22 protein-coding genes and 1 pseudogene are annotated in these 19,216 nt (G+C 64.4%); 13 read left to right on the forward strand and 10 right to left on the reverse strand.

Annotation, left to right across the window (positions count from 1 at the left end; genetic code table 11):
* Positions 1–27 precede the first annotated feature (27 nt).
* The 7 genes from flhC to BPHYT_RS22585 all read right to left on the reverse strand — a co-directional run bounded on the left by flhC (position 28) and on the right by BPHYT_RS22585 (position 5,381).
* Positions 28–597: a flagellar transcriptional regulator FlhC gene (flhC, locus tag BPHYT_RS22555; RefSeq protein ID WP_007177883.1), complete on the reverse strand. Its 570-nt coding sequence runs from the start codon at positions 595–597 to the stop codon at positions 28–30.
* Between the two features lie 14 nt (positions 598–611).
* Positions 612–932 carry a flagellar transcriptional regulator FlhD gene (flhD, locus tag BPHYT_RS22560; protein WP_007177882.1) on the reverse strand — a complete coding sequence of 107 codons (321 nt, stop codon included), beginning with the start codon at positions 930–932 and terminating at the stop codon, positions 612–614.
* Positions 933–1,465: 533 nt separating this feature from the next.
* Positions 1,466–2,689: a YeeE/YedE family protein gene (locus BPHYT_RS22565; RefSeq protein ID WP_012426432.1), complete on the reverse strand. Its 1,224-nt coding sequence runs from the start codon at positions 2,687–2,689 to the stop codon at positions 1,466–1,468.
* A gap of 170 nt (positions 2,690–2,859) precedes the next feature.
* A complete protein-coding gene (locus BPHYT_RS22570; protein WP_012426433.1) occupies positions 2,860–3,399 on the reverse strand; it encodes a GNAT family N-acetyltransferase in 540 nt (179 codons plus the stop codon).
* A 73-nt stretch (positions 3,400–3,472) separates the two neighbouring features.
* The gene (locus tag BPHYT_RS22575; RefSeq protein WP_012426434.1) at positions 3,473–4,339 is read right to left on the reverse strand and encodes a helix-turn-helix domain-containing protein; all 867 of its coding nucleotides are present in this window, start codon (positions 4,337–4,339) and stop codon (positions 3,473–3,475) included.
* A gap of 173 nt (positions 4,340–4,512) precedes the next feature.
* The gene (locus tag BPHYT_RS22580) at positions 4,513–4,815 is read right to left on the reverse strand and encodes an addiction module antidote protein (RefSeq protein WP_012426435.1); all 303 of its coding nucleotides are present in this window, start codon (positions 4,813–4,815) and stop codon (positions 4,513–4,515) included.
* A complete protein-coding gene (locus BPHYT_RS22585; RefSeq protein ID WP_238535741.1) occupies positions 4,812–5,381 on the reverse strand; it encodes a type II toxin-antitoxin system RelE/ParE family toxin in 570 nt (189 codons plus the stop codon). Before BPHYT_RS22585 ends, BPHYT_RS22580 begins: the two co-directional genes overlap by 4 nt.
* Before the next feature lie 76 nt (positions 5,382–5,457).
* Here BPHYT_RS22585 and BPHYT_RS22590 point away from each other — a divergent pair, with 76 nt between their 5' ends.
* From BPHYT_RS22590 to BPHYT_RS22615, 6 genes are all read left to right on the forward strand, one after another.
* On the forward strand, positions 5,458–5,826 hold the full coding sequence (locus BPHYT_RS22590) for a nuclear transport factor 2 family protein (protein WP_012426437.1): 369 nt from the start codon (positions 5,458–5,460) through the stop codon (positions 5,824–5,826).
* A gap of 27 nt (positions 5,827–5,853) precedes the next feature.
* Complete coding sequence (locus BPHYT_RS39200) at positions 5,854–6,204, forward strand: hypothetical protein (RefSeq protein WP_012426438.1); 351 nt, start codon at positions 5,854–5,856, stop codon at positions 6,202–6,204.
* Positions 6,205–6,374: 170 nt separating this feature from the next.
* Positions 6,375–6,839, forward strand: a complete 465-nt coding sequence (locus BPHYT_RS22600) for an RbsD/FucU family protein (protein WP_012426439.1) — start codon at positions 6,375–6,377, stop codon at positions 6,837–6,839.
* 155 nt (positions 6,840–6,994) lie between these two features.
* Positions 6,995–7,402: a VOC family protein gene (locus BPHYT_RS22605; protein ID WP_012426440.1), complete on the forward strand. Its 408-nt coding sequence runs from the start codon at positions 6,995–6,997 to the stop codon at positions 7,400–7,402.
* Positions 7,403–7,615: 213 nt separating this feature from the next.
* Positions 7,616–8,047 (forward strand): DoxX family protein, encoded by a 432-nt coding sequence (locus tag BPHYT_RS22610; RefSeq protein ID WP_012426441.1) that lies wholly within the window; start codon positions 7,616–7,618, stop codon positions 8,045–8,047.
* 64 nt (positions 8,048–8,111) lie between these two features.
* Positions 8,112–8,384: a hypothetical protein gene (locus BPHYT_RS22615; protein ID WP_012426442.1), complete on the forward strand. Its 273-nt coding sequence runs from the start codon at positions 8,112–8,114 to the stop codon at positions 8,382–8,384.
* Between the two features lie 119 nt (positions 8,385–8,503).
* On the opposite strand, the gene BPHYT_RS22620 is transcribed toward BPHYT_RS22615, so the two are convergent.
* Both BPHYT_RS22620 and BPHYT_RS22625 read right to left on the reverse strand, forming a co-directional pair.
* Positions 8,504–9,988, reverse strand: coding sequence for an MFS transporter (locus BPHYT_RS22620; protein WP_012426443.1), 1,485 nt, complete (start codon positions 9,986–9,988; stop codon positions 8,504–8,506).
* A gap of 147 nt (positions 9,989–10,135) precedes the next feature.
* Positions 10,136–11,437, reverse strand: coding sequence for an MFS transporter (locus BPHYT_RS22625; RefSeq protein WP_012426444.1), 1,302 nt, complete (start codon positions 11,435–11,437; stop codon positions 10,136–10,138).
* A 398-nt stretch (positions 11,438–11,835) separates the two neighbouring features.
* Here BPHYT_RS22625 and BPHYT_RS22630 point away from each other — a divergent pair, with 398 nt between their 5' ends.
* Positions 11,836–12,576, forward strand: a complete 741-nt coding sequence (locus BPHYT_RS22630; RefSeq protein WP_012426445.1) for a response regulator transcription factor — start codon at positions 11,836–11,838, stop codon at positions 12,574–12,576.
* A 20-nt stretch (positions 12,577–12,596) separates the two neighbouring features.
* Here the strand turns inward: BPHYT_RS22630 and BPHYT_RS22635 are convergent, their stop codons facing one another.
* On the reverse strand, positions 12,597–13,502 hold the full coding sequence (locus BPHYT_RS22635) for a dihydrodipicolinate synthase family protein (RefSeq protein ID WP_012426446.1): 906 nt from the start codon (positions 13,500–13,502) through the stop codon (positions 12,597–12,599).
* A 350-nt stretch (positions 13,503–13,852) separates the two neighbouring features.
* Here BPHYT_RS22635 and BPHYT_RS22640 point away from each other — a divergent pair, with 350 nt between their 5' ends.
* The 6 genes and pseudogenes from BPHYT_RS22640 (at position 13,853) to BPHYT_RS22660 (ending at position 19,203) form a co-directional block, all read left to right on the forward strand.
* A complete protein-coding gene (locus tag BPHYT_RS22640) occupies positions 13,853–14,809 on the forward strand; it encodes a 4-hydroxyproline epimerase (protein WP_041759103.1) in 957 nt (318 codons plus the stop codon).
* Positions 14,806–15,933 carry an NAD(P)/FAD-dependent oxidoreductase gene (locus tag BPHYT_RS22645; RefSeq protein ID WP_012426448.1) on the forward strand — a complete coding sequence of 376 codons (1,128 nt, stop codon included), beginning with the start codon at positions 14,806–14,808 and terminating at the stop codon, positions 15,931–15,933. The genes BPHYT_RS22640 and BPHYT_RS22645 overlap by 4 nt, the downstream gene beginning before the upstream one ends.
* Positions 15,926–16,174, forward strand: a pseudogene (locus tag BPHYT_RS39700) ((2Fe-2S)-binding protein); the annotation flags it as partial. The gene BPHYT_RS22645 and the pseudogene BPHYT_RS39700, both read left to right, overlap by 8 nt.
* 240 nt (positions 16,175–16,414) lie before the next feature.
* Positions 16,415–17,701, forward strand: coding sequence for an FAD-dependent oxidoreductase (locus BPHYT_RS22650; RefSeq protein WP_041759104.1), 1,287 nt, complete (start codon positions 16,415–16,417; stop codon positions 17,699–17,701).
* A 394-nt stretch (positions 17,702–18,095) separates the two neighbouring features.
* Positions 18,096–18,863 carry an AraC family transcriptional regulator gene (locus BPHYT_RS22655; RefSeq protein ID WP_012426450.1) on the forward strand — a complete coding sequence of 256 codons (768 nt, stop codon included), beginning with the start codon at positions 18,096–18,098 and terminating at the stop codon, positions 18,861–18,863.
* A 10-nt stretch (positions 18,864–18,873) separates the two neighbouring features.
* Entirely contained in the window at positions 18,874–19,203 is a 330-nt protein-coding gene (locus BPHYT_RS22660; protein WP_012426451.1) for a hypothetical protein, read from the forward strand.
* The last annotated feature ends 13 nt before the right edge of the window (positions 19,204–19,216 follow it).

Here is a 19,216-nt window from a genome sequence, read left to right on the forward strand (position 1 = left end):
GCCCTCATCGAGTTAGCGGCGCTCCGTTCAGGCAGCTTGCGCGATCTGTGCTGCTTCGAGCGCTTCCTGGCGGGCGGCCGCGGCTTTCTTGGTCTTGCCGGCACGCGACGGCGGCTGGCAGGCGCCACACACCACGTTGTGCTGCAGATCGTGTTTGTGCGCCACGAACTTGCCGGTGCAACGGCAGCATTTGGTCAATTGCAGGATGTCGGCGTCGAAGAAACGCACTAGCGTCCACGCACGCGTCAAGTCCAGCACGGGTTCGGTTTCGCTGTGCTGGCAATGTTCTAGATACAGCCGATACCCTTTGGTCAGCGCGTCCAGATGCGAGCAGCGCGCTTCGTTCTTCAGAAACAGGTACGTGTTGTAGAACAGCGACGCGTGGATGTTCGCGAGCCACGTCATGTACCAGTCCGCCGAAAACGGCAGCATTCCCTTGGGCGGCGACACGCCCTTGACCTCGCGATACAGGCGGATCATGCGGTCGCGCGAGAGCGTCAATTCACTCTCGAGCACTTGCATGCGTGCGCCCAGTTCGATCAGTGCAATGGCGCGGAATACTTCCTGTGCGTCTTCCGTCAGGCTACGCTTGAGCATCGCAGTCACCTCGATTAAGCGAACTGTTCAGCCGGCTGGCCTGCAAGCAGGATCGCCGCGTGAGTCGGTGCCACTGCGGTGTGCTTCGTCGTTTGCGTCAACGCCGACAACATCGAGTGATCGTTGAAGCGGAAGAAGCACAAAAGCTGATCGGAAGCGGCCAGCTTGACGATCTGCGCGAGCGACAGCCCGGCAAGCAAATCAGCCAGTTCCGACGACAGTCCCAGCCGGAACATGCCGACCGGTTTGTCCTCACGCAACATACGTTGCGCAAGCATGATGTAAGACAAGTTAATCTCGCGGATAGAATCCAGCGTCTCGCTGCTACGGTCCATTTCTGTTTTTTCCGAAGCCCCGAATTACTATGTCGGCTTTTTTTGCCGTTATGTCTTTTGTGCCTCGCCGGAAACGTTGTCCTCCGGCTACGGGTCACCGCCTGATACAGACAGCGACCTTTTGATACATCGCGTTACATTTCGTAACAGCTTGGGACGAATTGTATGAAGGGTAAAACAAGAAATCAATCCCTTCTCAAAAAAATATCTCAAAAAGATACATCAAATTTCGGTAACTCTTTCACGGTGCTGTAATAGATGATGCGACGTGGATTTTCCGCTATCAGAGGCGTTTGTCTGATCCATGGAAACCCTTGTATCACAGGCGTTTCGCTGGTTTGTCTGAGGAAATCAAGCAGGCCGGTTGCGAATCGGTAATTCCCGCTCGACTCAGAAAGGAAACAGAAAGCGAGCACGATATAGCGTAATAAATACCGTTATAAAGCGCTGCAATGGGGACACAGCAGAGATGTAACAGGTTGGTGCGGCCCCGGTTACAAACCGGGCCGCATTTGTAACGTCGTACGTAACATCTAGCAGCCGGTGGACCGAACGCGTTCGACTTCGAGACCGAAGGCTGGACGCAAGCGCGTGCCCAGTACGTTTCCGGCGAAAGCAGCGGCCAGCCACAGCCAGCCGTGCAAGCTGCCTGACACGATGCCGCTGAAGTAGGCGCCGATGTTACAACCGTAGGCGAGGCGCGCTCCATAGCCCAGCATCAAGCCGCCGACCACCGCCGCGATCAGCGAGCGGGCAGGCACTTTCCACACGGGCGCGTAACGTCCGGCCAGCGCGGCGGCTGACATTGCGCCGAGGATGATGCCGATATCCATCACCGAGGTGACGTCATGCGTAACAGGGGCGGCGAGGGAGTTCGCATTGGCGTGAGCGGCCCAATACGGCCAATCGGCCACGTCGATGCCGAGCGTGGCAAAGAGCTTGGCGCCCCAGAGCGCGAACGCGGACGTCACGCCCCACGGACGCCCCGAGAGCGCCAGTGTCGCGAAGTTGAGCAGAGTCAACGCGATCGCGCCGACGAACAGCGGCCACGGACCATGCAGCCACGGTGACGTATGCGGCTGGCGCGGCGGCTCGTTGACCAATTGGCCGTGACGGCGCCGTTCGATCAGAACGGTGAGTGCCGCGATGGCGGCAAACACGGCCAGGTTCAGCGCGATGGCCCAGCCAGCGCCGAACACGGTCACCAGCGAGAGCGGTTTGAGCGACGGCAATGCGGTCCAGAACGGCATGTGCGCGGTCGCCACGACCGAGCCGATAACGAACGCCGCCAGCGTGACGATCATGCGGGTGCTGCCGCCACCCACGGTGTACAACGTGCCGGACGCACAGCCGCCGCCCAATTGCATGCCGATGCCGAACATGAAGGCCCCGACCAGTACTGACGTGCCCGCCGGCGCGACAAGTCCGACCACCGGATGGCCGAACAGCGTGCCGGCTTGCAGTGCCGGGAAGAAGAGCAACACGCCGAGCGCGAGCATCAGCATCTGGGCGCGCAGGCCGGCGCCGCGGCCGTCGGCGATAAAAACCCGCCATGCCGAAGTGAAGCCGAACGCCGCGTGATACAGCGACATGCCGAGCAGCGCGCCGACGAGATAGAGCGCCGCCTGGCGGCCGCTGACGGTCTGCGCCAGATAAACCGCGCCGAGCGCGATCAGAACGAGCGCGGCGCCGAGCGGTTTCGGATTGATATCGAAACGGCGCGGCACGCGCGGAAGCGAAGTGGAGAGGTCGGACATGTGTGAGTTGACTGACAAGCGATGGGTCGAGAGCAGCACGACGGCGGTTGGAGAACCGTTTTCGGGGCGGGTGTGGCGACATGGCAATCAAAAACGTAGCACGGATCGCGTGCTGCGGCACGGCGGTTGAACGAGGGGGCGACGGGGCGCGACGCTCTGCGTGCCAGTATCTATTGGATAAACAGCGCCATTAGATCCGCGTCATGAAACACGCCGCCGACATTCAGCGCGCCGACCTCGCAGCCAAATTTGCGAAAGCCGAGCGACTCATACAGTTTCCGCGCCGCTTCGTTACGGCTGCCGACATGCAACTGGATTTGCCGCAAACCCTCCACGCGCGAGGCCCGCGCCAGCAATTCGTTGAGCAGCGCGCGACCGACGCCGCGACCCGCCGCTTCTGGCGCGACATACATGCCGATCAGGGCGGCTTTGTGCCGCTGCTTGTCGCCTGGATTGCGGATCAGGCCAACCACGCCGATCAACGGCGATCCGGCCGATGCGTAAGCGCCGAGCAAAAAATCGCCTTGAGCCGCATGCGAGCCCTTCAGCAGCGCGTCGTGTTGCGACGGACCTTTGGCGAGCGCTTCCTCGTAACTCTGGCCAAAAGAATCCGGATGCGCCTTCAGTCCCCGCAGGCGAAGCTGGAAATAGTCGTGGCGGTCGTCGGGACCGAGTTGGCGTACGAGTACGGCGTTGTCGTTCAAGTGCATCTCTCCGCGTCAATCTGGCGAGTGAAAGGACATGGGCTTGGCGTGGCGGTGTGCATCGTATTCCACCATCAGGCTACGGTTGGCGGGCCGCCTCGGTGCGCTGGCTCTCACCGAATTCGCGCAGTGCGGCCGCAGTTTGCTGATCGGCCGGAAAGAACGCTTCGATGGCGAGTTCTGAAAGCGTCACGTCGACCGGTGTGCCGAAGACGGTGGTCGTGCTGAAAAACGACAGCACGCCGATCGGCGTGCGCAGCCGCAGCGGCACCGCGATCTGATTGACGCCGGCGTTGTCGTGCCCGGCCGGTTCCGCGTCCGGCGGCGCCGGATAGGCGGCCAGTTCGTCGCGCAGCGCGCTCAGTGTGCTGTCGCCGCTCACGTCGATTTGCCGCTGCAGCCGAGCCAGAATGTGTTCGCGCCAGGCGTGCCAATTGACGATCGACGCCGCGATGCCCTCCGGATGCAAGCTCAGGCGCAGCGCATTGACCGGCGGCTTCAGCAGTTCCGGACTCGCACCGGTTAGTAGAGGCATGAGCGCATTGTTCGCGGCAATGATGGTCCAGTGCCGGTCGATGGCGAGCGCCGGATAGGGCTCGTGTCCTTTCAGCACCAACTCGACGGCCTCGCGCGCGGCGGCCAACTGCGGATCCGATAGCGGACGCTCGCGGAACAGCGGCGCATAACCGGCCGCGACCAGCAGTGCGTTGCGCGCGCGCAGCGGTACGTCGAGCCGTTCCGCAAGATGCATGACCATTTCCCGGCTCGGCACCGCGCGACCCGATTCGACGAAGCTCAAATGCCGGGTCGAAATATCGGCTTCAGCAGCGAGCAGCAACTGGCTCATTCTTCGCCGCTGGCGCCATTCACGCAGCAGATCGCCGACCGTGCGGCTGGCCGCCGATGCATGCGACGGGACGTTTTGCGCAAGAGAGAGTGTGTTCATGCCACCGATGATAGCCAAACCGTGCTAGCCATCCATTACCTGAGGGGTAATGGAATACCCCGGAATACCCCGGAATACCCCGACCAGGCCTACGAAACCCCGGAAACATTCCTGAGCCCAGTTGATCCAACCTGCTGACCGCCCTGTGAAGTCGCCACAAGTGGCAATGCAACTCAGGCCGCCGCCACGCCTTCCGGCACCACGTTGAGTTTGACGCCGAGCGCGCGCAGCAGCTTGAGCACCGTGTCCATACGCGGCTTGGATCCGGGCGCGAGCGTTTTGTAGAGGCTTTCGCGCCCGAGTCCGGCGTCTGCCGCAACCTTGGTGATGCCACGCGCTTTGGCGATGTCGGCGATGGCGGCAAGCAGTACGTCGGCGTCGCCGTCTTCAAGCGCTGCGTTAAGATACTCGGCAATCGCTTCCTCGCTATCGAGGTAGTCCGACGCGTCGAACCGCGCGGTTTTGATTTTGCTCATGACAGTTCCTTTCTGATTGCTGCCCACATTGCTTTGGCATGCTTGATATCGGCTGGCTGAGTGGCCTTGACGCCACCACAGAGAAGCAGATACACCATGCGCCCTTCACGCGCGAAATAAACCCGATAGCCCGGGCCGCAGTCGATGCGCATCTCGGATACACCGTCTTCCAGCAATTTCACGTCGCCGAAATGCCCGCGTTCCGCACGCCGGATCCGCACGAGTATTTTTGCCCTCGCTCGTAAATCCGCGAGCGTTGCAAGCCATGCGTCGAATTGCTCGGTGCGGTTGACTTCATACACAGGCGGTGAACCGATCTGCTGTGCAGTGTATCCTTGTGGATACGATCTTGCAAGTGTAAAAACCATATTGAAAAAGGCCCCCGTGTCCGTGATTTGTCGAGTACGTCGTGTGCCGCGCGCCGGCGCCGCGCGGCTCCATTCGCCACACGAGGTTAGCGGCTGCCAGCGCGGCTGACGACTCGGCCGGATGGCCAATCCGACGAACAACGAAACACGAGGATGCTTACCTCGCACGTAATCGACGCAGCGCGTTCGAGCCGTCAATCTTCACTCCGAGCCCGCCGCATACAACGAGTGTGCCGAGCGTAGTGCTCAGTCCTGCCAATCAAGGAGTCTGGAGATGAACGCGCATACCGATCTGATCGACCGTTATTTCGACGCATGGAACGAAACCGATGGCGCGCGCCGTCGCGAGTTGATCGCCGCGACATGGAGCGCCGACGCCGACTATCGCGACCCGCTGCTGGCGGGCGCGGGCCACGCCGGCATCGACGCGATGATCCGCGCGGTGCACGAGCGCTTCCCGCATCACACGTTTCGCCGTACTGGCCAGGTCGACGGCTTCGCCGACCGGCTGCGTTTCTCGTGGGAGCTGACCACGCCTGCGGGCGACGCGATCGTGAAGGGATCCGACTTCGGTGTGATCGATCCGCATGGACGCTTGCAGGCCGTCACGGGCTTCCTCGACCAGGTGCCCGACGGCGTCTGACCAAAAACTTTTTGTACGGAGACGATCATGCACGAGCCCGCTGCCGCCACGGCTCCTCAATCGGCCATCACGTTGGCGCGCCTGTCGGGCGCACTCGACTCGCTGTCTAGCGTGGTGGCCGGGTTCGCGCTGCTCGCCGGAGCGCGCGCGTTCATGTTCATCGCGCTGCTGGGCTGGCGCGAGCCGGTGTTGAGCGGCGCGGGTCTCGTGCTGCTGGCGGCGGTCGGCTGGTTGCGCTGGCAGTGCGGTGAAGCCGTGACCGTGCCGGCCATGCGGCGCGTTCGCCCGACCACCCGCTCCAGCAGCGCGACGTGCAGCCGCCTCGCGCCGCTCTCGACGAATGCCCGCGACGTTGCTTGCTACAATCGTCCGCTGTAATGCGATTCGTCGCGCGGACACGCGTTCGCCGAGCCGGGCGCCCGCTGCTTCGGCCCGACCCGAGCGCGGGCATGAGCCGGTCGGTTCGCGTGACCGCCCGCTTCGCGCGAACCGATAACCCACGTCCAAACCTCGGCGGTCAACCGCCAACCGGACCACAAGGAGACACCGTGCTGAAGAATCTGGACCCGCTGCTGAATGCCGACATCCTGCATGCGCTGCGCGCGATGGGCCATGGCGACGAACTCGTCATCTGCGACGCCAATTTCCCTGGCGATTCGGTAGCGCGCGAGAGCGTGCTGGGCAAAGTGCTCCGCCTCGACGGCGTGAGCGCGCCGCGCGCGATTCGCGCGGTGCTGTCGGTGATGCCGCTGGACACGTTCATCGAGCATCCCGCGTCGCGCATGGAAGTGGTGGGCGAGCCGCACACCATGCCGGCTGTGCAGCGCGAGGCGCAGGTCGAGATCAACGCCGCGGAGGGGCGCGACGTGCCGTTCGCGTCGATCGAACGGTTTGCGTTTTATGAACGGGCGCGCAAAGCGTATTGCGTGATCGCGACCGGTGAAGAGCGCGGCTATGGTTGCTTCGTCTTCACCAAGGGCGTTCTGCTCGCGCCGGATGCACCTCAGTCGTAACCTTCGCCAACTTTATTGCGGCGCGAAGCCATGAGCGCGACGCGCCGGCCGCCTTACGCGGATCTCGCGCACGTGCTAATTTTTCGTCTGGCCGCTGACGGCGGGTCGAGCCGATCCGTCGCGGCGCATCGCCCTCCATCACGGTGACGAAAACCATGACCTTTTCGATAGACACGCTCGATCATCTCGTTCTGAACGTCGCCGACGTGGAAGTCAGCGCGGCGTGGTACGCACGTATGCTCGGCATGCGGCGCGCCGAGTTCGAGTCGCGCACCGGCACGCGGGTGGCGATGTTCTACGGCAATCAGAAGATCAATCTGCGTCCCGTAACCGCCGACACCGTCGCGTGGTTCACCGGCCGCGAGCCGGTGCCTGGCAGCGCCGATCTGTGCTTCGTCACGACCACGAGCCCGGCCGAGGTCAAGGCACATTGGCTGGCGCAAGGCGTCGAAATCGAGGCCGGTCCGGTGGAGCGCGACGGCGCGCGCGGCAAGATGACCTCGGTGTATTGCCGCGATCCTGACGGCAATCTGATCGAAGTCGCAACGTATCCTCAAGTATAAGCATGGCGGCGATTCCGCCGTCGGCGCTCGGCGTGGCCGCTACCGGGCGGGCCGCACGGATGGTTATTCCATCCGCGGCGTGCCGCGAGTTGCGCGCCTTTCATCCTGGTTCGTGCTAGGAAAAGGCGGGCAAACGCCCGGTTGTCCGGTGCAAAGTGGGGAACTGCGGGCTGCTAGCCGGGTCTGCTGCTTATTCATTTACTGGAGTGCCTCATGTCGCGTCCCGTCGATTCCAGCGTTATCCTCATCGCCCGTATTGCGCTTGCGGTGCTGTTTCTGTGGGGCGGTGTGATGAAACTGCTGGGCTACGCGGGCTTTGTCGGCTACCTGCATTCGAAGGGCGTGCCGTTCGTGCAGATCGCCGCACCGATCGCAACCGCGGTCGAGGCGCTCGGCGGCCTGTTGCTGATCGTCGGCTTCAAGGTGCGGCCGCTCGCTCTGATCATGGCGGTGTACACGGTGGCGACCGCGGTGCTGGGCCACGATTTCTGGAATGTCACCGACGCCGCCTTGCAGCGCGACATGGTGATCCATTTCTGGAAGAACATCGGCATTGCCGGCGGTTTCCTGCTGCTGTTCGTGACGGGCGCGGGCCGTATCAGCATCGACGGTGCGCGAGCGCCGCGCGGCGGACTAGGGCTTTGACGCGGCGCTTGAGGTAGTCTGTGCGAGTCGCTTTCGATTCTGGCCGTAACCAAGGGAGCAAATAATGATTCAAAGTTTTGAGCAAATCATTGGCGGCAAGGCCACGCAGTTGTGTGCGAGTCTTGGTGAGGGGCCCACGCCGCATCGGGTGATCATCAGCCTGGCTGATTCGGCGAAGACCCTGGTGGTTCTGGATGCGTCCGGATTCATCAGCACGATCAAGGCCGAGATCGAGGAACCGGAAAAACTGATCGCCGACGCCATCGCCAAAGCGCAAAACGAAGGGCTGATCGAGCGCGCCATCGACACCGGCACCATTCAGGAAGCGTCGCTGTAAACCGGGAGGCGGCGTGGCGAACTAGCCATTTGCCGTCGAACCAACGGTAACGACCCCCGCCATGCGCAAGCATCGCGGGGGTCGTTTTTTTGTGCACACGATCCTGACGTGGGACACCCTCAGCGCAATTCGCCGACCCGTTCGCGACCTGCATGACGATGCGCGGCGTCCGGCGACTGCGGCTGCGGATGCACGAAACAGCTCAGCACGCCGCCGATCGCCAGCAAGCCGACCGACACGGCGGTCGACGCCCGCATGCCCGCCACGATCTGCGCCGCAGCCGCGCCGCTCGCCAACGCGCCGAAAGCCGCCACGCCGATCGCGCCGCCTGCCTGCCGCGCCGTATTCAGCACGGCGGATGCGGTACCGGCGCGTGGCGCGTCCGTCGAGGCGAGCACGGCGGTGGTCATCGCCGGAACCGCCAGACCCATGCCCGACGGAATCAGCAGAAACGGCAGCAGGAGGCCGATAAGCGGCGTGCCGGCATCGACGAAATGCAGCAGGCCATAGCCGAGCCCGGCGGTGATCGCGCCGGCAATCATCGGCACCCGCACGCCGAAGCGGCCGACCACCCAGCCGCTCGCCACATTCGACAGCAAAAAGCCGCCTGTCAGCGGCAGGAATGCAAGGCCCGCCTGCAACGGCGTATAGCCGCGCACGCGCTGCAAATACAGGCTCAGCACGAACACCATGCCGTAGTACGTCAGATTCACACAGATACCGAACAGCACCGCCACGCTGAAGGAGCGCTTGCTGAAGAGCGAGAGCGGCAGCATCGGCGCCGCGACGCGCGATTCCACGAGGACAAAGGCGCTCGCCGCGATCAGCGCGAGCACGAAGCCGCCGGCCACGAGCGGGTGGCCGAGACCTAGTGGCCGCCATTCGATCACGGCAGCGACGAACGCGGTCAGCGCGACGACGGCAAGACACTGGCCGCCCAGGTCAATGCCGCGCGGCTTCGTGTCGGAGGCGGCAGTTGCGGGCGACAACGGCTTTCGACACGTCGCGGCTTCGGGCCGTGGCACCCACAGCAAGGTCGCCAGGAAGCCGGCGGCGCAAATCGGCAGATTGACGAGAAAGATGCTGCGCCAGCCGAACGCCGCGATCAGCAGGCCGCCGACCACCGGCCCCGCGGCGATCGCGATCGCGCCCGCGGCGGTCCACAGTCCGACCGCGCGCGCCCGCAGTTTGGGTTCGTGTCCGTACGATTGATTGAGGAGCGCCAGCGAGTTCGGCAGCATGGCGGCGGCGCCGACGCCTTGCACCGCGCGCGCCGCTACCAGCATGGCCGAGTCGAGCGCGAGGCCGCAGGCGAGCGACGCGAGCGCAAATAGCACGATGCCGCCCGCATACAGCCGCCGCGCGCCGAAGCGGTCGCCGAGCGCACCGGCGGACAGCATCAGCACGGCGAACGCGAGCGTGTAGGCGTCGACGACCCACTGCAGGCCGGCGACATTCGCATGCAGATCCGCGCCGATTTTCGGCAGCGCGATGTTGACGATGGTTACGTCGAGTTGCGTGACGACGAAGCCGACACTGACTGTGGCGAGAACACGGCCGAGTGCGGACGAATGGGGGGAATTTGAGGAGTTCATGCGATACATCGTAGGCTCGATGCAGCGCACCATGTTTCGGAGCGGCGTGAAGTGTGGATGTCACGCTGTCAAGCGCAAGCCGTCGAGCCCGACGATGCAAAACAAAAACGGCGCACCGTTTGCGGCACGCCGTCGTTGCAAAGCGCAAGCAGCCGATCAGTGCTTCTGCGGCGCGTCCTTGATGAACAGCGTGGTCAATGCCCCGAGAATGCAGATCGCGCCGACATACATCGGCGCGGCCATCGGGTTCGACTTCATCATCAGCGACACGGCGATCGGCGTGAGGCCGCCGAACACGGCGTATGCCACGTTGTACGAGAACGAGATGCCCGAAAAACGCACCACGGGCGGGAACGCCTTGACCATCACGAACGGAATCGCGCCGATCACTCCGACGAACAGACCCGCCACCGCATACAGCGGCACGAGCGCGGAGGTGTCGACGGCGAGTTGCTGGAACATCACGTAGTACGTCACCGCCAGCGCCACGCCGCCGATGAAAATCGTGCGCCCCGCGCCGATGCGGCCGGCAATCGAACCCGCCATCACACAGCCGATCGTCAGGCACAGCGTCGCCACGCAGTTCGCCAGCAGCGCCGTGGCCGGCGCGATGTGGAATTGCTTTTGCAGCAGCGTCGGCGTCATCAGGATCACCACGACGATCGCGGCGGAGAGCATCCACGTGAGCAGCATCGAGACGATCACGGCGCGGCCGTGGTCGCGCAGCACGGCCTTGAGCGGCACTTCGGCGGCGATCGCCTTGCGCTGCTTGAGTTCGGCGAACACCGGCGTTTCATGCAGCCAGCGGCGCAGATACACCGAAAACATGCCGAACACGCCACCCACCAGGAACGGAATGCGCCACGCGTAGGCGGAGATTTCCGCCGGCGCGAAGTTGCGGTTCACCGCCGAGGCGATCAGCGAGCCGAGCAGAATGCCTGCCGTGAGGCCGGCCGTCAGCGTGCCGCATGCATAGCCGATGTGCCGCTGCGGCACGTGCTCCGAGACGAACACCCACGCGCCCGGAACTTCACCGCCGACCGCCGCGCCTTGCATCACACGAAACAGCAGCAACAGGACCGGCGCCAGCACGCCGATGCTGGTGTAAGTGGGCAGCAGGCCCATCATCAGCGTGGGCACCGACATGAGCAGCACGCTCAGCGTGAACATGCGCTTGCGGCCGAACAGGTCGCCGAAATGCGCCATGATGATGCCGCCCAGCGGCCGCGCCAGATAGCCCGCCGCGAAGATGCCGAAGGTCTGCACCTGACGCAGCCAGTCGGGCATTGCGGCCGGAAAGAATAGCTGGCCGATCGCCGGCGCGAAAAATACGAAGATGATGAAGTCGTAAAACTCCAGCGCCCCGCCGAGGGCGGCGAGTCCGAGCGTTTTGTAATCGCTGCGCCCAAGAGGGCGTGGGGTGACAGCCTGCGCTCCACCCAGATTTGTCGCTTGCATTGCTTTTGTCGTGTTTTGAATTGGGAACCACACGTAGCGCGTGGAAATACGGCGGTCGTCGAGCGAGAAGTGTGGCAAGCGCTGGGTAGAGCACGGGACACCGGCGCGCCGGCCCGGGTAGGGCAAGCGCGATGACGATTGAGGCCAAGCGGGATTTTACCGGATGAAAGCCGATTGCTTCGGGAAGTGCTTAATTAGACTGGGAAAAGTTCCCGGGAATGCGCTTTTTCGACGGCAATCGCGACAACGCTGCTCTCAGGACTTGTCGCTAGCGAATGTAGGAATGCGGAGCGGCGTTGTCCGGCCGGATCGATTCATATGTAAATTAGGATTGCTCCTATGGGATGGAATGGGGCCGCCTCTGAGAATCGCGTCCGAGCTATCTTACGAGTCATCCCATGCGTATTGCCATTCTTCAGCGTGACCTGGTCATGCGTCAGTCGATCGAAAAGGTCCTGACGAGCGCTGGCCATTCCTGCTCGACCTATGACGACGGCCTGAGCATGTCGAGAGCGCTCGCGCGTTCCACGGTCGATCTGCTGGTGCTCGACTGGCAGGGCCTGCGCCTCTCCGGCGCCGAGGTGTTGCGCGCGGCGCGCGCGGTGGGCGGCGACCGTCTGCCGGTCATGTTCGCATCGGCGGACACGGCCGAGGAAAACATCGTGCGCGCGTTCGTTGCCGGCGCGGACGACTATGTCGCGTTGCCGCTGCGCGCAGCCGAGTTTCGCGAGCGGGTCGCGGCACTGCTGCGGCGGGCCTATCCAGACCGGTTCAGCTCCGCCAGTTTCGATGTCGGCCCCTACCATTTCGACACGCACCGTCAACTCGTCATGCTGCGCGGCCAGCCGGTTCAGCTATCCGGCACGCAGTACCGGCTGGCGTCGCTGTTCTTCTCCAACATCGGCCGCGTGCTGTCGCGCGACCATATCTTCGCGATGGTGTGGGGTCGCGAGTTCCGCGAATTCACCCGCACCATCGACAGCCACGTTTCGCGGCTGCGCCTCCTGCTCGAGATCGAGCCGCAAAACGAATTCCGGCTGCAACCGGTTTATAAAAGCGGCTACCGGCTGCTGCATCTGCGTCAGGGTGAAGCCGCCGTTATCAATGCGCAGATCGACGCCGAGAAGCAGGCGGCCTGACGCCAACCCGCCGCGCCGGATCAAATCTGCGGCAGCGCGGGCCGCGTTTCGAGCGACTTGCGAATCAATGCTTCGACGGCCTTGCGTTCGTCGCCAGCCAGCGGCAGACGCGGTGGCCGAACCGGTTCGGTGCCGAGTCCGACAATCGCTTCGGCAAGCTTGATGTTCTGCACCAGCTTCGCCGACACGTCGAGCGCGAGCAGCGGCGCGAACCAGCGGTAGATCGCCCGCGCCTCCTCGATGCGTCCCGCTTTGAGCAACTTGTAGATCGCCACCGTCTCACGCGGAAACGCGCATACGAGACCGGCCACCCAGCCATGCGCGCCCATCAGGATCGCCTCCATCGCGAGATTGTCGACGCCGCAGAGAATGGCGAAACGGTCGCCGACCACGTTGATCAGGTCGGTCACGCGCCGAACGTCGCCGCATGATTCCTTGATCGCGACGATCTTCTTCTCGTCGGCGATTTCCGCGAACATGTCGGGCGTCATGTCGACGCCGTAGGCGAGCGGATTGTTGTAGATCATCAGCGGGAGCGCGCTCGCGTCGGCGACGCTGCGGAAATGATGCAGCGTCTCGCGACGGTCCGACAGGTAACGCAGCCCCGGCAGCACCATGTAACCGGCCGCGCCGTGACGGCTGCCGGCCTCGGCCTGACGGCAGGCGTCGAGCGTGCTGTTTTCGGCGATCGTCAGCAGGACCGGCACGCGGCCGCGCGAAGCCTCGACGGCGATGTCGAGCACTTGCAGCTTTTCATCCAGCGAGAGCGTCGACGCTTCGCCCAGCGATCCGCACACGATGATGCCGTCCACGCCGGCGTCGATCTGCGCCTCGATATTCTTGCCGGTCCACGCGCGATCTATGCTGAAATCCGCGTTGAATTTGGTGGTGACTGCGGGCAATACGCCTTCCCAGATATGCGCCACGACTGCTCTCCTGAGTGTTGATGTGTTCAGCGCAGTGTAAGCAGGGAAAATCCTGCCGTCTTGCGTGAATCGCGCGTGGCGGATGACGATTTCAGCATAGCGGCTCTGCCCGTTGGGTCCTGCGATCAAGGTGCATGGGTTATTTCAGGATGAAGGGCGAGGTGGCGCCAAGTGCGCGTGAACAGCATGACGGCATGCGCTCCGGGTCACGCTCGTTGTGCGTCTTGCACGCTGGCCCGGACTGGGGGCGACAGGAGCGTGCAAGGCGGTCGCGTCACCGCATGACTATGCCGAAATCGTCACAATCCACGCGTAAGCACACCAAGACTCGCACGCCCGCCGTTTCTACCATGGGCATCATGAAAACCTTGGATATCATCGACTCGCACACCGGCGGTGAACCGACCCGCCTCGTGGTGTCGGGCGGCCCGGATCTCGGCGGCGGCACGCTGGCGCAACGGCTCGACGTGTTCCGCACGCAGTTCGACGACTGGCGCGCGGGCATCGTCACTGAACCGCGCGGCTCGGACGTGGTGGTGGGCGCGCTGCTCTGCGAGCCGGACGACCCGACGTGCGCGGCCGGCGTGATCTTTTTCAACAACGTCGGCTATCTCGGCATGTGCGGGCACGGCACGATCGGGCTCGTCGTCTCGCTGGCGCACCTGGGACGGATCGGGGCGGGACGGCATCGGATCGAGACGCCGGTCGGCATTGTCGAGGCGACGCTGAACGACGACGGCAGCGTTGCCGTGCGCAACGTGCCCGCGTACCGGTATCGCCGGTCGGTGCAAGTGGACGTGCCGGGTCACGGCGTGCTAACCGGCGACATCGGCTGGGGCGGCAACTGGTTCTTTCTCGTCGCGGATCACGGGCGCGTGCTGGAAGCGTCGCGGATCGGCGAATTGACCACGTTCAGCGGCGCGATTCGCGATGCGCTGATCGCGCAACACATCACCGGCGCGGACGGTGCGTTGATCGACCACATCGAACTCTTCGGACCGGGTTCGCGCGATGGCCTCGACAGCCGCAGCTTCGTGCTCTGTCCCGGCAGTGCGTACGATCGCTCGCCGTGCGGCACCGGCACGAGCGCCAAGGTGGCGTGCCTTGCTGCCGACGGCAAACTGGCCGAAGGCGCGGTCTGGCGACAGGAAAGCATTATCGGCAGCGTGTTCGAGGCGAGCTATCGCCACGCCGGCGATGGCGTCCACGTGATTCCCACCATCACCGGTCACGCGTACATCACGGCAGAAGCGCGCCTTTGCTTCGACGAGCGCGATCCGTTCGCGTGGGGCATCCCCGCGGCATGACGGCGGACGCGTTGATCGTCGGGGCAGGCATTGTCGGCGCGGCGTGCGCGGCGGAACTGGCCGCGCTCGGCATGCGGGTCGAGGTGCTCGACGCGCAGGGTATCGGCGGCGGCGCGACGGCGGCGGGCATGGGCCACATCGTCGTGATGAACGACTCGCCGGCGGAATTCGCGCTGAGCCGCTATTCACGAGACTTGTGGCTGGAGCTTGCACCGCAACTGCGTCCGCGCGACGCGTTCGCGCGCTGCGGCACGCTCTGGGTCGCCGCCGACGAAGAAGAGTGGCAGGCCGCGCGCGCGACGCATGCCGCGTTCGAGGCTCAGGGAATCGCCGCGCAATTGCTCGACGCGCCCGCGCTGCGGGCTTGCGAGCCGGCGCTGGCGGCATCGATGGCGGGCGGTTTGCGGATCGAGCACGACAGCATCGTGTATGCGCCGACCGTCGCCGAGTGGCTGCTGACACGATCGCCGAGCGCGGCGAATATCCATTTGCGTTTGGGGGCCGCGGTGGCGTCGGTCAATGCGGGCGGCGTCACGCTGACGAGCGGCGAACGCATCGGCGCGGCGCACGTAATCGTGGCGAATGGTGTGGGTGCGCAGCAACTGGTGGCGTCGCTGCCTTTGCAGCCGAAGAAAGGCCACCTGCTGATCACGGATCGCTATCCCGGCCTGATCCGGCATCAACTGCTCGAACTTGGCTACATCAAGAGCGCGCATCATGCGGCCGGCACCTCGGTGGCGTTCAATGCGCAGCCGCGGCCCACGGGACAATTGCTGATCGGCTCATCGCGCCAGTTCGACAGCACCGATCCCGCCGTCGACCTGCCCGTGCTCGCGCAGATGCTGCAGCGAGCCGCGTGCTATCTGCCGGTGCTGCCCACGCTCCATGGCATTCGCGCGTGGACCGGGTTTCGCGCGGCATCGCCGGACGGCCTGCCGCTGATCGGTCCGGCCGGCGATTTCGCGCCAGGTGTGTGGCTCGCCGTTGGACACGAGGGGCTGGGCGTGACGACCTCGCTTGCGACCGCGAAGCTGCTTGCCGCGCAAATCGTGCAGAGTGGCACGGCGATTCCTCTCGATCCTTATTTGCCGGTTCGTTTTGCCCAAAAGGTGATTCATGAATAGCGTGGGAGTCGCGACGCCTGTGAGCGTGACGATCAATGGCCACCGTATCGATGTCGATGCCGGCACGACCGTGGCCGCGGCGCTCGTGTTAGCGGGCGTTCGCAGCACGCGAATGTCGGTAAGCGGTCAACCTCGCGCCGCGCTATGCGGCATGGGCGTGTGTCAGGAATGCCGCGTGACGATCGACGGCCGGGCGCATGCGCTGGCGTGTCAGACTTTGTGCCGGGAAGGGCAGGTCGTTCGTACTCAGGACACGGCGGGTGCGCAATTAGGTTGCACTTGGATATTGTGGTCGCGGAAGCCTGTCTGGACCAGTCGAATGAAGCGGTGGACCCTCGATGACAGTGCGCTCAGATCATGTCGCCCTCGGCGCCGGCTTGGCGAACTTGGGACCAACGGACGCTCGCCCGATGAAACGACGCCCGGATATCGTTGCCATGGGCGCCGGCCTGGCCAAGTCGAACCAAGGAGCGGGCATTCGATGAAACAGCACTTCGACATCGTCATCGTCGGCGCTGGTCCCGCTGGTTTGAACGCCGCCTCCGCCGCCGCGCGCGCGGGCGCGACGGTTGCGCTCGTCGACGACAATCCGCGCGCGGGCGGCCAGATCTGGCGTCAGGGTCCGGGCCACGCGCCGCAGGCGCAACTGCGCAGTTTTCTGACGGCGATCGGTGAGCAAAACGCGATCACACACTGGCCGTCGACACGCGTCGTCGCGCCGTTGAGTCGTCGCGGCCTGCTGCTCGAATCGACGGAATTCGGCGGCGCGTGCGTCACCTACGAGCGCCTGATTCTCGCGACCGGCGCACGTGAGCGGCTCCTGCCATTCGCCGGCTGGACCTTGCCCGGCGTGACCGGCGCGGGCGCGTTGCAGGCGCTCATCAAGGGCGGCATGCCGGTGCGTGGCGAGCGGATCGTGATTGCCGGCAGCGGTCCTTTGTTGATTGCGGCGCTCGCTACGGCGCGCGCGGCCGGCGCACGCGTGGCGGCGGTGGTGGAGCAGGCTTCGGCGTTCTACGTCGCGCGTTTCGGCGTTTCCCTGCTGGCGGCGCCTGCCAAGTTGCGGCAAGCAGTCGGCATGACGCGTGGTTTCGCGGGCTTGCGCTACTGGACTGGCAGCGTCGTCGAAGAGGCGCAGGGCGAGGGCCGCGTCGAGCGCGTTACCGTCAGGTGTGGCCGCGAGGGCAGGCGAGTGACGTTGGATTGCGATCGCGTGGCTTGCGGCTATGGACTCGTGCCGAACATCACGCTGGCCCAGGCGCTCGGCTGCGCGATCGGCGAAGCGGGCGAGATTGTCGTCGACGGCAAGCAGCGTACGTCGGTCGAAAGCGTGTTTGCGGCGGGCGAATGCACCGGTGTCGGCGGCGCGGAGCTGGCCGGTGTGGAAGGCGAGATCGCGGGTCTTGCTGCAAGCGGCGCTGGCGCGGACCATGCCGCCCTCGACGCGCACCGTGCGCGCTGGCGCCGGTTCGCGCGCCGCGTCGATACGGCGTTTGCATTGCAGGATGCGGCGCGTACACCTCCCGCGGATAGCACGCTGCTGTGCCGCTGCGAGGACGTGAGCATCGGCGATGTACGTGCTTTCAACGACTGGCGCGAGGCCAAGCTGCATACGCGTTGCGGCATGGGCGCCTGCCAGGGAAGAATCTGCGGCACGGCGGCCAGCGTGTACTTTGGGTGGCAGGCCGCCGCGCCGCGTCCGCCGTTCAGTCCGGCGCAAATCGGTACGTTGATGGCGTTGGTTGCGGAGCCGCCGCCGGTTGAATGAGCCGCGCGCGGTGCGTCCATGCATCCACGCTTCGGGCGGATATTGTCGGTGGCGGCGCGGCCCTATAATCGACCGCACGTGTCGGGCGCATGGGGCCGAGCGCCGGGCTCTTTGCACCTGGCGTCGGTCGGCGACGGAGCAGTCGGCAACCGGCAACCGAGCAGTAGAGCAACCAGGCAATCGGCAAGTGCGCAACCGGCGGCCACCAGCCTTCAGCAACCCGCAACCCGCAACCCGAAGCCCGAAGCCCGAAGCCCGAAGCCCGAAGCCCGAAGCCCGAAGCCCGAAGCCCGAAGCCCGAAGCCCGAAGCCCTAGACCACACAACCAAACACTCCCCCAAGCCGCCCCCACTAACGCCCCCGACCAACGTCCCCGACCAACGGAACCCGCACGATGAACACGCTGGCTCATCCGCTCGAACCAGACGACGCAACGCTATCCGGCATGCTGTCGCACTTCAGGCTGCTCGAGCCTGTCTTCGACGCGATGCCGGACGTCGTGTTCTTCGTCAAGGACGCCGAGGCGCGCTACGCGCTGGTCAACCGCACGCTCGCGTCGCGCTGCGGCTTCAAGGAAAAATCCGCGCTGCTCGGCCGCACCGCCGAGGACGTGTTCCCGCGCCGCTTCGGACGCATCTACACGGCGCAGGACAAGGCGATCATCAGCGTCGGCAACCAGATGATCGACCAGCTGGAACTGCATCTGTATCCCGGCCGTCAGCCGGGCTGGTGTCTGACCTGCAAGCAGCCGCTGCGCGATCCTGCCGGCAAAGTGGTGGGTCTCGCCGGTATTTCCCGCGATCTGAAAGCGGACGAAAGCAGCCATCCCGCCTACAGCCGCCTCGCCGCGGTCGTGCAGTCCATTCAGGAAAATTACGTTCAGCCTTTGAATCTGAAGCAACTCGCGGCCATGGCGAATATGTCGGTCGCGCAACTGGAGCGCTACTTCCACAAGGTTTTTCATCTGACGCCGCGCCAGGTGTTGCTGAAAACCCGTCTGGACGCCGCCACGGCGCTGCTGGTGTCGCACGACAAGGTCACCGACGTCGCCGCGCTGTGCGGCTACACCGACCACAGCGCGTTCACACGCCAATTCAAGGCGACCGTCGGCATTACTCCGACCGAGTACCGCATGCTGCTGCACGGCACTTCGCGGAGTTGAACCGCAGCACATGGCTCGTCGCAAGCACCATTACTACGTCTACGTCATCGCGCTCGACGACAAGGTCTGGAACGAGGCGCGTTTTCGCCGCGCGAATCCGGACTACCGGTTCGACAAACCTTGTGTGTACGTGGGAATGACGGGACTGGACCCGGATCTGCGCTTCGACCGGCATAAGGCCGGCATTCAGGCCAATCGCTATGTACGCGATTACGGCTTGCGCCTTGTGCCCGAACTGTACGAGGTGTTCAATCCCATGCCTTACCGCGGCGCACAGGATATGGAAGTGGAATTGGCGATTGGACTGCGTGAAGCGGGGTACGGTGTGTGGCAGGCGTGATGCTCGTGAGCCG

This window comes from Paraburkholderia phytofirmans PsJN (genome assembly GCF_000020125.1).
GTDB classification, from domain to species: domain Bacteria; phylum Pseudomonadota; class Gammaproteobacteria; order Burkholderiales; family Burkholderiaceae; genus Paraburkholderia; species Paraburkholderia phytofirmans.

Coding starts and splice junctions, on each gene's coding strand:
- BPHYT_RS22575 (WP_012426434.1), bottom strand. CDS start 4,339: ATGAACACACTCTCTCTTGCGCAAAACGTCCCGTCGCATGCATCGGCG.
- BPHYT_RS22610 (WP_012426441.1), top strand. CDS start 7,616: ATGTCGCGTCCCGTCGATTCCAGCGTTATCCTCATCGCCCGTATTGCG.
- BPHYT_RS22625 (WP_012426444.1), bottom strand. CDS start 11,437: ATGCAAGCGACAAATCTGGGTGGAGCGCAGGCTGTCACCCCACGCCCT.
- flhC (WP_007177883.1), bottom strand. CDS start 597: ATGCTCAAGCGTAGCCTGACGGAAGACGCACAGGAAGTATTCCGCGCC.
- BPHYT_RS22645 (WP_012426448.1), top strand. CDS start 14,806: ATGACGGCGGACGCGTTGATCGTCGGGGCAGGCATTGTCGGCGCGGCG.
- BPHYT_RS22615 (WP_012426442.1), top strand. CDS start 8,112: ATGATTCAAAGTTTTGAGCAAATCATTGGCGGCAAGGCCACGCAGTTG.
- BPHYT_RS22655 (WP_012426450.1), top strand. CDS start 18,096: ATGAACACGCTGGCTCATCCGCTCGAACCAGACGACGCAACGCTATCC.
- BPHYT_RS22580 (WP_012426435.1), bottom strand. CDS start 4,815: ATGAGCAAAATCAAAACCGCGCGGTTCGACGCGTCGGACTACCTCGAT.
- BPHYT_RS39200 (WP_012426438.1), top strand. CDS start 5,854: ATGCACGAGCCCGCTGCCGCCACGGCTCCTCAATCGGCCATCACGTTG.
- BPHYT_RS22590 (WP_012426437.1), top strand. CDS start 5,458: ATGAACGCGCATACCGATCTGATCGACCGTTATTTCGACGCATGGAAC.
- BPHYT_RS22605 (WP_012426440.1), top strand. CDS start 6,995: ATGACCTTTTCGATAGACACGCTCGATCATCTCGTTCTGAACGTCGCC.
- BPHYT_RS22650 (WP_041759104.1), top strand. CDS start 16,415: ATGAAACAGCACTTCGACATCGTCATCGTCGGCGCTGGTCCCGCTGGT.
- BPHYT_RS22630 (WP_012426445.1), top strand. CDS start 11,836: ATGCGTATTGCCATTCTTCAGCGTGACCTGGTCATGCGTCAGTCGATC.
- BPHYT_RS22620 (WP_012426443.1), bottom strand. CDS start 9,988: ATGTATCGCATGAACTCCTCAAATTCCCCCCATTCGTCCGCACTCGGC.
- BPHYT_RS22660 (WP_012426451.1), top strand. CDS start 18,874: ATGGCTCGTCGCAAGCACCATTACTACGTCTACGTCATCGCGCTCGAC.
- BPHYT_RS22565 (WP_012426432.1), bottom strand. CDS start 2,689: ATGTCCGACCTCTCCACTTCGCTTCCGCGCGTGCCGCGCCGTTTCGAT.
- BPHYT_RS22570 (WP_012426433.1), bottom strand. CDS start 3,399: ATGCACTTGAACGACAACGCCGTACTCGTACGCCAACTCGGTCCCGAC.
- BPHYT_RS22640 (WP_041759103.1), top strand. CDS start 13,853: ATGGGCATCATGAAAACCTTGGATATCATCGACTCGCACACCGGCGGT.
- flhD (WP_007177882.1), bottom strand. CDS start 932: ATGGACCGTAGCAGCGAGACGCTGGATTCTATCCGCGAGATTAACTTG.